The organism is Paenibacillus sp. LS-5 (genome assembly GCF_056121505.1).
Map to the genome: position 1 here is coordinate 38,418 of NZ_JBWAVA010000021.1, position 12,560 is coordinate 50,977.

General features: G+C 46.6%; 15 protein-coding genes. 3 read left to right on the forward strand and 12 right to left on the reverse strand.

Annotated elements, in window-relative coordinates:
- Positions 1-28: 28 nt before the first annotated feature.
- Positions 29-1,033 carry a sensor histidine kinase gene (locus AC0MA3_RS23145; RefSeq protein WP_474657979.1) on the reverse strand — a complete coding sequence of 335 codons (1,005 nt, stop codon included), beginning with the start codon at positions 1,031-1,033 and terminating at the stop codon, positions 29-31.
- The gene (locus AC0MA3_RS23150) at positions 1,030-1,719 is read right to left on the reverse strand and encodes a response regulator transcription factor (RefSeq protein ID WP_379151012.1); all 690 of its coding nucleotides are present in this window, start codon (positions 1,717-1,719) and stop codon (positions 1,030-1,032) included. The genes AC0MA3_RS23145 and AC0MA3_RS23150 overlap by 4 nt, the downstream gene beginning before the upstream one ends.
- A 229-nt stretch (positions 1,720-1,948) precedes the next feature.
- Here AC0MA3_RS23150 and AC0MA3_RS23155 point away from each other — a divergent pair, with 229 nt between their 5' ends.
- A complete protein-coding gene (locus AC0MA3_RS23155) occupies positions 1,949-3,823 on the forward strand; it encodes an LTA synthase family protein (protein ID WP_474657980.1) in 1,875 nt (624 codons plus the stop codon).
- Between the two features lie 49 nt (positions 3,824-3,872).
- On the opposite strand, the gene AC0MA3_RS23160 is transcribed toward AC0MA3_RS23155, so the two are convergent.
- Positions 3,873-4,775 (reverse strand): WD40/YVTN/BNR-like repeat-containing protein, encoded by a 903-nt coding sequence (locus tag AC0MA3_RS23160; RefSeq protein WP_474657981.1) that lies wholly within the window; start codon positions 4,773-4,775, stop codon positions 3,873-3,875.
- Positions 4,776-5,011: 236 nt separating this feature from the next.
- Between AC0MA3_RS23160 and AC0MA3_RS23165 the strand changes: the two genes are divergently transcribed.
- Positions 5,012-5,875 carry a hypothetical protein gene (locus AC0MA3_RS23165; protein WP_474657982.1) on the forward strand — a complete coding sequence of 288 codons (864 nt, stop codon included), beginning with the start codon at positions 5,012-5,014 and terminating at the stop codon, positions 5,873-5,875.
- A 17-nt stretch (positions 5,876-5,892) separates the two neighbouring features.
- Here AC0MA3_RS23165 and AC0MA3_RS23170 read toward each other — a convergent pair whose 3' ends face one another.
- From AC0MA3_RS23170 to AC0MA3_RS23200, 7 genes are all read right to left on the reverse strand, one after another.
- Positions 5,893-6,234, reverse strand: a complete 342-nt coding sequence (locus tag AC0MA3_RS23170; RefSeq protein WP_474657983.1) for a hypothetical protein — start codon at positions 6,232-6,234, stop codon at positions 5,893-5,895.
- Between the two features lie 128 nt (positions 6,235-6,362).
- The gene (locus AC0MA3_RS23175; RefSeq protein ID WP_474657984.1) at positions 6,363-6,908 is read right to left on the reverse strand and encodes a hypothetical protein; all 546 of its coding nucleotides are present in this window, start codon (positions 6,906-6,908) and stop codon (positions 6,363-6,365) included.
- A 304-nt stretch (positions 6,909-7,212) separates the two neighbouring features.
- Positions 7,213-7,695 carry a DinB family protein gene (locus AC0MA3_RS23180; RefSeq protein WP_474657985.1) on the reverse strand — a complete coding sequence of 161 codons (483 nt, stop codon included), beginning with the start codon at positions 7,693-7,695 and terminating at the stop codon, positions 7,213-7,215.
- 12 nt (positions 7,696-7,707) lie between these two features.
- Positions 7,708-8,589, reverse strand: coding sequence for an AraC family transcriptional regulator (locus AC0MA3_RS23185; RefSeq protein ID WP_379150990.1), 882 nt, complete (start codon positions 8,587-8,589; stop codon positions 7,708-7,710).
- 275 nt (positions 8,590-8,864) lie between these two features.
- A complete protein-coding gene (locus AC0MA3_RS23190; RefSeq protein ID WP_379150987.1) occupies positions 8,865-9,431 on the reverse strand; it encodes a hypothetical protein in 567 nt (188 codons plus the stop codon).
- A gap of 117 nt (positions 9,432-9,548) precedes the next feature.
- The gene (locus AC0MA3_RS23195) at positions 9,549-10,247 is read right to left on the reverse strand and encodes a polysaccharide deacetylase family protein (RefSeq protein WP_379150984.1); all 699 of its coding nucleotides are present in this window, start codon (positions 10,245-10,247) and stop codon (positions 9,549-9,551) included.
- 38 nt (positions 10,248-10,285) lie between these two features.
- Positions 10,286-10,867, reverse strand: coding sequence for a YkoP family protein (locus AC0MA3_RS23200; protein WP_379154072.1), 582 nt, complete (start codon positions 10,865-10,867; stop codon positions 10,286-10,288).
- Between the two features lie 133 nt (positions 10,868-11,000).
- Here AC0MA3_RS23200 and AC0MA3_RS23205 point away from each other — a divergent pair, with 133 nt between their 5' ends.
- On the forward strand, positions 11,001-11,198 hold the full coding sequence (locus tag AC0MA3_RS23205) for a hypothetical protein (protein ID WP_379150981.1): 198 nt from the start codon (positions 11,001-11,003) through the stop codon (positions 11,196-11,198).
- A gap of 79 nt (positions 11,199-11,277) precedes the next feature.
- On the opposite strand, the gene AC0MA3_RS23210 is transcribed toward AC0MA3_RS23205, so the two are convergent.
- Together AC0MA3_RS23210 and AC0MA3_RS23215 are read right to left on the reverse strand one after the other, a co-directional pair.
- Positions 11,278-11,523, reverse strand: a complete 246-nt coding sequence (locus AC0MA3_RS23210) for a hypothetical protein (protein ID WP_379150978.1) — start codon at positions 11,521-11,523, stop codon at positions 11,278-11,280.
- A 112-nt stretch (positions 11,524-11,635) separates the two neighbouring features.
- Positions 11,636-12,532 carry an RCC1 domain-containing protein gene (locus AC0MA3_RS23215; protein WP_379150975.1) on the reverse strand — a complete coding sequence of 299 codons (897 nt, stop codon included), beginning with the start codon at positions 12,530-12,532 and terminating at the stop codon, positions 11,636-11,638.
- Between the last annotated feature and the right edge of the window lie 28 nt (positions 12,533-12,560).

Genomic DNA, 12,560 nt, shown 5'->3' on the forward strand with positions numbered 1-12,560 from the left:
CAAAACAAAGAGGCATGTGACATTGTTGTCACATGCCCGCAATACTCAGAAAGTCATTTTTGCGCGGAAAGGTCAATGTAAAGGAAGTGCCCTCCCCGGGTTGGGATGCTGCCTGAATATCGATCAGCAGCGGTCCCGCTGCCTGTTTCGTCAAATAGAGGCCCATGCCTGTAGCCGCACCTTCTTGGCGTCCGGTCGTGGATGTGAAGCCTTTATCATAAATACGAGGCAAGTCTTTGGGGTCAATTCCTCTTCCATGATCCGTGATGGTCAGCACAACATGACCCTCCGTTTCCCTGCTCTGAATGAGGATATCAGAGAATTCGCTGTATTTCACAGCATTGGTCAGCAGCTGTCTAAGTATAAAACCAAGCCATTTGCTGTCAGTGAGCACTTCTTCCGCTGTAAGTTCAACGTCAAACCCTACTCCTTTGGGAATACACCAGGATTTCAGCGCCCGGATCTCCTTATGGAGGATCGGTTCAAGCCGGGTCATCTCGATATACAGATCATTATGCATGAACGGAATCCGTTTCTGATGAAGCTGCTGGTCGAGCAAATGATTGATTCTCAGCCATTCGTACATGATTTGCCGTTTCAGTGTTTCATCCGGCAGCCGTTCGATCATTAACTGCATGGCTGTAAGCGGAGTTTTGACCTCATGAATCCATGACAGCAGGTCGTCCTTCTCCTGTTCCAGCTGTTGGAAATTCGCTGAAGATTCCAGCCGGTAGCGTTCGGTTTGGGCATTCACGGCTTCCTCCACAATCCTTTCGAACGGACTGTCGGCTCCCTTGAAAGTGCTTAGATCATAAATCTCATCCCAGTCCCCAATCCGATGATAGAAGCGGGTCTCCTTAGAATATCTGAGAAACACAAAAATAGTACATACCATTACATTCAATCCGACGATGTACAATATGGGCATGAAGGGTATGGAAGAATCAACATAGGCCACGAATAAAAAGATAATCTGCAACCCGCCAAGCAGGAGCAGCCAGCTGAGCTTTTCTTTTATGTACTTCCTGATCATAAGGCCGCCTCTTCGGTTGCCATGTAGCCTTGTCCGACTTTGGTTTCAATATACGCATCCAGACCCAGAGGCTCCAGTTTTTTTCGCAGCCGGTTCACATTCACAGTAAGCGTATTGTCACTCACAAAATGCTCGTTGTCCCACAGGTTTTTTATGAGCTCCTCGCGCTTTACAATCCGGTCTTTGCACTCTATCAATATTTTGAGGATCAGCATTTCATTCTTCGTTAGCAGTGCTGAGTCTTGGTCTTTTGTGACAGTGTTCTTCACATATTCAATGGTTGCTCCGCGCCAAGTCTTAAGCTCGATCCGTTCCGTGTTGTAGTTGTACACCCGGCGCAAGGTGGCCTGGATTTTGGCGATAAGCACATCGAAATGGAACGGCTTCTGTATAAAGTCATCAGCTCCGAACTGCATCGACATCACCATATCACTCGGATGGTCGCGGGAGGACAGAAAAATAATAGGCACATTGGAATGGGCCCTTATGATCCGGCACCAGTGAAACCCGTCAAACTGCGGCAGCTGGATATCAATAATGACCAGTTCAGGCTGGACCTCCGTAAACTCCTGAATGACTTTTCCGAAATCGGAAATACCGTATACCTCATAAGACCACTGAGACAACCGCTCCTTAATCTCCCCGAAAAGAGTGATATCGTCTTCAATGAGCATTATTTTGAACAATAGAGACACCTCATTTCAAATCTGTGCAGGCTCATAGATAGAATCCAGGGTTATTTTAACATAGAACCTGTGGGTTGGGTTACGTCCACCATTCTCCGGTTGCTTCAGCCATTATTTTTATCGAATAATAGTCACATATTTTGTAAAACCAGGTTATCACTCTAGTTGATTTTGAAACCTGCTATGTAATAGAATGGACTAATTATATAGAAAAGGATGCGCATATGAAATGCGGTTGAAAGAGCCACGCACACTCAGCAAAAGATCAATTATATTTTTCTCACTGATCATGCTCGCCAAAAGCTATTTTGCCTGGTATTACTTATTCGAAGACGGACCCACCTGGACTACCTTATTTAAAGAACTTCCTTTTGTGCTGCTAATCTTCTGTTTGATCGAATGGTTCGCCACGAAACGGAAAATAGCTATCTACATGCTTGTGAATTTGTTGATTACGGTCTTATTCTTCTCTCTGATTATCTATCATAATCATTTTGGGATTATCGCTACCTCTAAGGTGTTCGGTCAGGCCAAGCAGGTTGGAGCTGTGAAAAAGAGTATTTTCTCAGTGATCCACCCGCAGTACATGCTTATTTTCCTGGATATCATTATCATCAGCCTGGTCATGTTCAGCCGCAAAAAAGCAGTAGCCTGGAAGACAGCCATGTCACGCCGGAGCAACCGCAAAGCTGTTGCCGCCTTGTTCTGTATTTCCTTCGCAATGTGTATGATGAATATTTTCCCGAATCAGGCCAGCATGAATGAAAACGTTCAAGCCGAGCAAATGGGAATTCTCAATTATGAAGCCTACGCGCTGCTGGGAGAGCATGAGGAAGAGCAGATTGAGCTATCCAAAATCACGCAATCCGCTATCAATGACACAAAAGGCATTCAAGAACCGGCAAAACCCGCCTTGTTCGGTGCCGCCAAAGGAAAGAACCTGATCATTCTTCAGATGGAATCTTTCCAGAATTTCCTGATTAACTTATCCATCGATGGACAAGAAATCACACCCAATATGAACAAGCTGGCTGCCGGGAACTTTTACTTCCCCCGCTTCTACCAGCAAGTCGGTCAAGGCAATACTTCTGATGCTGAATTCATAGTGAACACTTCTTTTTATGTTCCACCGGATGGAGCGGCTACCGACATATATGCTCCCAAGGAGCTCCCAAGCTTGCCCAAGCTGCTGCAGGCACAAGGGTACGATACGGCAACTTTTCATACCAATGAAGTTGACTTTTGGAACCGCGGGGAGCTGTACAAGGCAGTAGGATTTGACCGTTATTATGACAAAGCCTTCTTCGGTGAAGATGACACTGTCTTCTACGGGGCTTCTGATGAAGTTCTGTACAAGAAGACATCCGATGAATTGGCGAGAATGGACCAGAGCAGCCAGCCTTTCTATTCACATGTAATCTCCATGTCTTCTCATAATCCTTTTTCCATTCCAGAGAGCAAATACAAGATGACACTCCCGGAACGGTTCGAAGGAACACTCGTTGGAGATTATATCCGTGCCCAGAATTACGCGGACTATGCGCTTGGCCAGTTCATTGACGAACTCAAAGCCAATGGAGTTTGGGGTAACAGCTTAATTGTGTTGTATGGCGATCATCGGGGACTTCCTATTTTCTCATTGAAGGAAGCCGATCAAGCCTTGCTCGCCGAAATTCTCAATCACGAGTATACGGAACGAGATTTGATAAATATTCCGCTCATCATTGCATCGACAGGATTGACATCGCCCAGCGTGAAGGAGCAATTAGGCGGTCAGGTTGATATTTTGCCTACGGTATCCAATCTGTTAGGCGTATCACTAAGCAATCATATCCATTTTGGACAGGATCTCTTGAATCAATCCACCTATAATCTGCTTCCGCAGCGTTATTATTTACCGACAGGCTCCTTCGTTAATAATGAAGAACTCTTCCTCTCCGGCAGCGGGTTTGAGGACGGCCAGCATTATACTTTATCCGGTAATGGCCATCAGCCGCTGAAAGCCACAGAAGATGAATTCAATCGTGCACTTGAGCTGCTGCACCTGTCAGACAGCTATGTCACACAATTACCCGACCGGGAAGTTGTAGACGAGGATAAATAAAAGTGAACCCCGCTTCGTGAACTCGAGGCGGGGTTCTTTGGAGTGCTTTTTAACGAAATACGACTTTATTATACTTCCACGTCTTCCCATAATTTTGGCTAGTCAAATAGACCGTACCGACTACATTACTCGCTCCATCCTTACTGAGTTGTATAGGGAATTGTCCTGTTGCCCCATCGAATACTGGAGACAGCGGCGTCAAGCTATAATCTGCAAAACCATCGGGTAGCTTGATATGGAGCTTGGTCCAGCTTTCCCCTCCGTCCTGTGTCCAGCATATGGCCGGTTGGAAGTCTGTTTCATATCTGAACCCCATAAAACCGATCTTGTCATTGGCAAAGCCTGCTCCGGTTAATACTCTTGCGTATACAGTATTCGCGTTCCCTTTCACTTCACTCCAGGATTTCCCGCCATCCCGCGTCTTGTAGATATAATGATTTTCGCTGCCCATACCATTAAATCTGCTGAGAACTAACCAGCCTTCATTTTTGGTAAGGAATCCGATGTTTTTGGTTGTACCGATGAGTTCTCTGGTCACTGGATAGGTATTCCATGTTTTCCCCTGGTCATTGGAGATCAGCACCTGAACCGGAGTTCCTCTGGAACCTCCATAAGTAATAGCTGTCTTGTCGATGGAAATAAAAAAACCCGTTTCATCTTCGGACATTCCCGAGTCTTCACGATAGCCCGGAATCAGGGTCAGAGGGGCCTTTACCTTCGATTTCCCGTTGCTGTAAGAAATAATCACGTGACCGTCCTTATCGAGCGAATACGAATGACCAGCGTTATATGCAATGACCTGTTCCCCTGCCGAGTTCCGTGTATAAACCGTACCCGGTTTGAGCTTGGAACTGCTGCCCTCACTTATTCCAGCTACAGACATTACTGATAACAACAACATTATCAATAGCGCATACCAAGGCTCTTTTTTCAAAATAAGTCCTCGACGCATCGCTAATCCTCCTTATATGTTCCTGATACTCTTAACCATATACTATTCTCCTGCCTAAAAAGTGGCAAAAAGTTATCATTCTCAAAGCTATTTTGTAAAACATTCCTGTTCGTCTAAAGCAAATCTATGCTAAGTTGAACTTGAGATTTCCATATGGGGCTTAATCGTAACTACAGTTCATCTTATCCAGTAGTCAAAAAAGCAGACAAATATCCGCGCAGAGAGGACCTTGTTTAATGGACAAGAAAATACTTGCTGTACTTAAGAAACTCTATCATCATACGAATTCCGAATACGATGCGGAACGCGGGGTTAGCTTGTACCGAACGGATACCCTGGAGCCTGCTGAGCGCAAGCTGCTGGAGCAGTCCGGGTGGGAGACCAATGACATACATGAAATAACACATGAAGATATCAACCGGAAACTGATGGCTCTGCAATCAGACGAACGTGCAGACTGGTCGCGGATCGCGGGAGCTTTTATTGCGGGGGTTGGCGGGAGTTTCCCCAGAGGCATTTCTTCCCTCATGAGCTATCACCGGATGATCCATATGCAGGAGCATGAGTATGAACAAGCCCAACGCTTTGTGTGCTGCAAGTACTGCGGGTTCCATAAGGATCAATGGGAGAACCTGTCCCGGATCAGATACGCTATTCATTTGGGTAACACCTACGGCAGCAATGTAGGAGCCTATACGGATCTGACGGAATTAATTGATCTGCTTGAACGTGGATTCGGTGTCCCGACCCGCGAAGATATTCAGCTCTTCAACCAGCTCATACAAATGCTTGAAGCAGCGGCAGATGAACTAACGCCCGGCCAATTCGAGAAACATCTGACTTCGTCCAAGCTGCTCAAAGGAACCTCTGGCACACGCCGCGGCATTCTGCAGTCTCTTGCCATGGTCGGTGTGCTGCCGAACACTATCCTGCCGCTAGCCCCCAACCACTTTGCGAAGATTGAAGAGATCTTGAACGGTGAGCAGGAATTGAACAATACCAAAGGCCGTTCCGATATGGAAATGCCCTGGGCGGGCTGGCAAGGCAAGCTTGGCGTGAACAGGGCTATACTGGTTCAGCTGTTTGGAGAGTATATGTAGCGTTAACCGTAAAGAGCTTAAGCATTCCGTTTATACTCAATGAAACTGGCGGGAATGTGCCCCGCTCCTAGAATAATACTGAAGATGAGCAGATATCCTGAGTGAAGAATCACTGAAGCGAACAGGAAGTAGAGGACCGGACTTAGCGCCAGAGGCACAGGAACACCCATAAGCGGTGTGAACAGCAGGCTGTACGGTCTTCCATTCCTGAAATATCTTCCCCATCCCAAATAGTACATGCCCAGCGAGAACAGCATCACTATCAGCGCCAGGATCTCATATCCATTCTGCAAATGCAGGGAATAGAAAAGTGGAACGGCTATCACACCTATACGCCCAACGAATTCGGCATCGGACAAAAGTAAATTCCTGGGAGGGACACTAGGCATGTTCTGAGACCCAAATCTGATAAACAGCAGATTGGGCAACATTATCATCAGCGGTATTATAAGGCTTACAGGATGAAACAAAATAATCCCCCTAACCATTAATTATTAATGTTGAACATTTCACCATTCTCCCACACCAGGTGCCCTTCTTTTACTAGAGTCATATTCTCAATATCACTAGGAGCAGGGTATGTACGTAATACATCCATACTGGTTTTGCTCGTGTCGATTCCATGAATACGGTAAACTTCAATCTGCTTTTTCTTCAATTTGAGGATCAGATCATACTGGCGGAATGCCATATCGGCAGGTTTATTTGTAACAATATGCTCGGTGGAATTCTCCAGGTCCAGCCACGCAATAACCGAGCGGTGAAGACCTGAGCCAAAGGAATACGCATAGACTATATCCACTGTACCGTCTTTATTAACATCATATGGGACAGCGCTGGTTACCCCAAATCCGCCGAAACCCATACCGATCTGTACTGCACTCCCAGCTGAGACGGCAAAGGTATCCCAGCTCGAAGTCCCTTCTACATTTTTAAAAAGCTGACGCCCCGTCTGCTCCCAAATGTCAAGTGGAGTGATATCGATCAAATGTGAGGTCATTTCGCTTGTAGCAGATAACTTCTTATCCGCCAAAATCAATGCTTCCGCTTGCCCTGAAGTTAAAGGATTATCCGAATCACAAGAGATTGCAGTACAAGAAACACCAAACACAATGCCACTATCAGCATTTCTCTGGGCAATATCATTCTCATGGTCTTATCGCCACCTTTTTAAGCGATTTTTCCTTATTATAACATTTTGCGAATCATACTTATGTATATACGGACAAAATGACTCAATGATATTAATAAAAAACACTAACCCGTCAGGTTAATTATCCCTTCGGGTTAGTGTTTTCCGGGTGTACTCCACTCTCTGGCTGTTAATGTCTGCTCATCTATTCCCTGCACCGTCTCCAGCTCTTCTGCAGCTTGCGGATCAATACGATCTGCCCGATATGATAAGCATTATGGGTGGTTACATTTCCAATAACTTCCCACCACTGGCTGCCGGGGAATTCCTTTACGTCTTCTGCGAGCTGAGCATCGGTTAACAGGCTCTGCCAATTCAGCAACACCTCCAGTAAACTCGTTTGAAGCTGTTCAAAAGAGATACCCTGTGGAAGCTCAAATGTAAGATTGTTGCTCTCCACAGAGGGTACGGCATGAACACTGGCTTCCCGGTACCGGGACTGCCAGGTCTGATTCCAATACAGCAGATGCTGAACCAGCTCAGCAATGCTGTTGCTGTCTTCGTCCGGCTTCCATACAGCCTCTTCTTCACTCAAGCCTTGCACGGATTCTGTGAAGGTCACATACCAGCTTGGGTCATTTGCATTCGCGAGCAACTGGTTGCCCAGTATTTCCTTAACTTGAACCAATTTTATAACACCTCACTTTTCAATTGATACTTGAACAGGTATCCATATTTCACTTCTATACGTGGCCGAAGCCGTGTCTTTGCTCTCATTCCACAAGATTTCCGGCCCTTCCACCAGCTCGTAATTAGAAGAAGGGAACCATTCGGAATAAATCCGGCCCCATATATTCTGGAGGGTATCCGGGAACGGCCCAACCGCTTCAAATACTGCCCATGTGGAAGCCGGAACCTCTAGCTGAGCATAATGCTCCGGACCTTCCAGCGTCGTAGCAACCCCAATGTAATGATCCAGTTCTCCCTTTTCTTCCATGCGGCCCTCAGAGAAATTCACCGATGCACAGATGATCCCGGCTGGATCGGTGTTCGACAGCTGCTTCAGCTCGGTAATCATCTGCATGTTCAGACTCTGCCACATTTCGGCAATCTCCGGATTGACACCATTAAATTGAATGGTAATCCTCTTCTTCAGCCCGACGATACGAAAGGCCTTTTTTTCCTCCATACGGTAATTCATTTCACTGCCTCCTCTGATCGTCAACTGAAAAGTCATTCGGGGGAAGGACTTCAGCGATGAACCACCCGCTCGCGCTTCAGATGGAGTCACACCATGAAAAAGCTGGAACGCTTTCGTGAAAGCATCCGGTGAACTGTAACCAGCATTTATAGCCACGTCGATGATCCGCAGTTGGCTTTTCTGAAGCTCGAATGCGGCCAGTGTAAGGCGTCTGCGGCGAATATACTCCGAGAGTGATACCCCCGCAAGGAATGAAAACATCCGCTTGAAGTGATATTCGGAGCATAATGCCCTTCTGGCAACTTCTTTAAAATTAATCTCATCTGTAAGATGATCTTCAATGTAGGATAACGCATCATTCATGTTCTCCAGTAAGTTCATGCTTCTGCCTCCTTCCCTCAAACCCAGAATAACAGTATTTCAGGACCCGATTCCGACAGTTCGTGCACCATATTGACGGGTGTGTTCCCTTTAGAGCATTGCAATAAAATACTATAGGCATTGTATATGAAGGTGTATATTCATATGACTACTGTATACCCTATTATGGATACAAATAAGAACAAAAAAAAGCCTGTAGAACACGAACCCTGGTTAGGGCCGGTCTATAGGCTTTTCTATAGAACATTATGATAGCTATGACTTAAGAAATTCAATTATTTAACGGCTGTTTCGCCAGTTACTTTACCATCAAGGACAGCACTTGTTTTCAGATCATCGCTTTTAAAGTACAGGTTGCCGTCAATAGTTGCTGTTTTATCAAGAGTGAATCCTTTGGCTTCTACATAAACGTCACCTTTGATCGTTCCGCCTTGCACTTTGAAGTTTTCACTTTGAACAGTGACCTTAGGGGCAGTCAGCGTATAGCTGGCAGTGATTTTGTGGTCTGCATCCTGTGCATACAGAGCCAGTTTACGGTAGATTGCATTTTCGGCAGCGCCTTTATCGTGGAATTCACCGGCAACAACAACATCAGTGTCAACAGTCAGATCATTCAGAATAGCTACGATCCAGTTACCTTCTGAACTAACTGCTTTGGTAAAAGCATCTGCTTGGTTAACGATGGATGCCGTGCTTTTTGCATCAGTCTGTTCAGTTGCCGCTGCACTTGCAGCTGGTGATGCGCTAGCCGCTTCTTTTGCTGTATCGTTATTATTATTTCCACAACCCGACAACAATGCTGCCGCTACGCCTGCAACCAACAATCCTTTTACTATCTTCACAATAATTCCCCCTATTTATGATATATTCATATTATATATTAAAATTTTAATAAATACAACGTGATAAATTTCACAAATTTGTGTCTATCATTTTTTAACTATAGAAATTCAAATTATTCAAGCCATTTCATCCAGCCGCACACATGTCAGATTCCTGCTCTTCAATTGCAGCAGTACATCCTCCAGTGCCTGTATCATATAATGAGGAGCATTTCCGTCCGCCCCCAGTGTATCCCCGCTGTCATGCAGTAGAATAATCGATCCGTCCTTCATCCGGTCTAACAATGTGGAGCGCAGGGAGGTCTGACATCTCTGACGGCTCCAATCATGTCCCATTAGCGACCATAGCACAATCCGGTACTGCCTGAGCCGCAAGAAATCGAACACATTAATGAGTCCCCAAGGCGGACGGTAATGATTGGGCCGGGTTCCGATGATAGACTCCACAATATCTGCGGTCCGCTCCAGATGCCCACGCCGGATGGTTCCCGGCAGCATCAGCCAATTGGAAGTATGAATATAGTTATGAATACCAATCTGATGGCCCTCCGCATCCATTCTTCTGATCAGCTCGGGATATAGCTCCGCCTGTGCACCAAGCACGAAAAAAGTGGCTTTTACTTGATGGAGCTTGAGAAGATCCAGCAGCCTTGGCGTGTATTCCGGATGCGGACCGTCATCGAATGTAAAAGCGACCTGCTTGGGAGTCGTTCCTTGGCGCAGTACGCCGTATCCCGTCAGCCTTGTAATCAGACTAGGAGCTAACATGTACATTACTATAATGCTGACCATTCCAATTCCAAGATAAATGAGCATAGCTTCCTCCTTCATCCGAAATCTATTTAGACTGACAGTTACTCTCCGCGAGAGAAACGGTTTTTGAGGGATGAACGAGAATGAATCAGCAGCATAGGGACTAGCTTATCGGTGCGCCGACGGATTCTGTTCTTTCCATCCGGGTGCAGTGCAGAGAGAAGAAGACGCAGATAAATCGTAGTCATCCGTCTAAAAACTCCAGGCTGCATAACCTGCTGTTCGAAGCCCAGTCCATGTGTAAGTCCCCGGTGTAGCAGCGTAATTCCCAGTAAAGCCTTGACCTGTCTGAACTCTGACTGGGATTCAAAGGCTTCATTGATCTGGCTCATGGATTGACGCAGCAGCCTTGCCGTACGCAGCGCAGCACGGTCTGAGCCTTCCGACTGGATCAGCTTCAGGATGCTTCCATTATCAAGGTGGAGCTCACCTACCCATTCCCCATCGTGAATAACTGTAGAATCCGCACATACGATAGCCTGGCCTCTGTGTTTTTTGAGCATCACACTGCAGATACCAAAATGAGACGTCCCCGCTCCGCGAAAATGTGAACCCATCGCAAACACTTTTTCCCATATCATCCATAGCGATTGTACTGTTGTTTTACCTACGCGAAGTTCCAATCTGTTCACCCTTCCCTTAACAACTGTCTATAATAACATTTTCAATTGTCACTCCTTTGTTTGACGCTGGGTTATGGGTATTCACTGCATAGCAAAAAGCCCCGCATGATCAGAACCCGGCCGGGGGATGGAGGTGGAATTCAATCAGGGAGAGCATCTGCCGGAAGAGCTGATTGCCCGAATCGGCGGCACGATGGGACCGACATTTTTGAGTGGTGATGATATTGCGAGAGCGGTAGTCTACGCATTGCAGCAGCCGCAAAACGTGGTGGTCCGGGAGCTTTATCTAACTGCGCCGAATGTATATCTGGGCAACGACTTCTCGATGTAGATTACAGTAAAACAAGCCGCTTAGCCCAGGGAGAGTTTGGCGGCTTGTTTTATAGTATCAAAGTGTTAAAATCCCTCTGCTATTGTTGCTTACTCTTGATTTCAAAGCTGCGGACCTTCATCCATTTGCCGGCAACGAACTCATCGATGGTCCCGGTTTTGGTTCTGACGCAGAATTTATGCTGTGACTTATTGTCAAAACCCGTGGCTTCATAGAGCAAATCATCACCTGCCTGCCCCTTGTAGTAGACCTGCTTCAGACCTAACCTGCTCAACAGCTCCAGCTTAATACTCTCAATATACGTACGCGGATATTCTTTTGACATTCATGTTCCTCCTGCAGTGTTCATCTTCTGACTATTTTACACCTTATTTTGCGAAATCACAGTCCATGGGCAAATTCGCTCATGAGAAATTATATAGAAGATCTAGTTCAGACTAATTGCTGGTCTGCTGAATGCCGTGCCAGCCGCTTACATCGCACTGGCCATATTCATTATCACCCACAGCAATCACCGTACCGTCTGATTTCAGGCCGATGGTGTGAGCACAACCCGCCGCGACCGCCACAACATCACGCCATTCACTAACATTACATTGGCCATACTCATTCCAACCTACAGCTACCACCGTGCCGTCATGTTTAAGCCCGATGGTATGATTACTACCCGCCGCGACCGCTACAATACCGCTCCAGCCGCTCACCTCGCATTGATCATGTTTATTCATACCCGCGGCCATCACCGTACCGTCCGATTGAAGACCGATGGTATGCAGATAACCCGCCGCAACCGCCACCATATCGCCCCAGACGCCTACATCGCATTGGCGGAACCGATTATTACCTAAAGCCATCACCGTGCCATCTTGTTGAAGACCGATGGTGTGCCAGTCACCCGCCGCGGCCGCCACTATATCATGCCAGCCGCTTACATTGCATTCACCTTCATTATTTCGGCCCACAGCTACCACCGTGCCATCAAATTTAACCCCAAGGGTACGACACCATCCCGCCGCAACCGCTACAATATCACGCCAGCCGGTCACATCGCATTGGCCATGCCTGTTCCAACCTACAGCCGCCACAGTACCGTCTGATCTCAGACCGATAGTGTGAGCATTCCCCGTGTTCGTTGCCATATGTACATTACCTGCCGCTACAGCCACCATATCGCTCCAGCTGCTCACATTACATTGGCCATATTTATTATCCCCCACAGCCATGACCTTACCGTCAGATTGAAGCAGGACGGTATGACGGCGACCCGCCGTAATGGTATCTTGAGGGCGGTGATTCGCCTTTAACGTTGCTTCTTTCGGAGTAATGCCATCCACGTTATCCCTCCTTGTAAACTTTTGATAC

Coding starts and splice junctions, on each gene's coding strand:
- AC0MA3_RS23155 (WP_474657980.1), top strand. CDS start 1,949: ATGCGGTTGAAAGAGCCACGCACACTCAGCAAAAGATCAATTATATTT.
- AC0MA3_RS23195 (WP_379150984.1), bottom strand. CDS start 10,247: ATGCTCATTTATCTTGGAATTGGAATGGTCAGCATTATAGTAATGTAC.
- AC0MA3_RS23160 (WP_474657981.1), bottom strand. CDS start 4,775: ATGCGTCGAGGACTTATTTTGAAAAAAGAGCCTTGGTATGCGCTATTG.
- AC0MA3_RS23185 (WP_379150990.1), bottom strand. CDS start 8,589: ATGAACTTACTGGAGAACATGAATGATGCGTTATCCTACATTGAAGAT.
- AC0MA3_RS23145 (WP_474657979.1), bottom strand. CDS start 1,033: ATGATCAGGAAGTACATAAAAGAAAAGCTCAGCTGGCTGCTCCTGCTT.
- AC0MA3_RS23165 (WP_474657982.1), top strand. CDS start 5,012: ATGGACAAGAAAATACTTGCTGTACTTAAGAAACTCTATCATCATACG.
- AC0MA3_RS23210 (WP_379150978.1), bottom strand. CDS start 11,523: ATGTCAAAAGAATATCCGCGTACGTATATTGAGAGTATTAAGCTGGAG.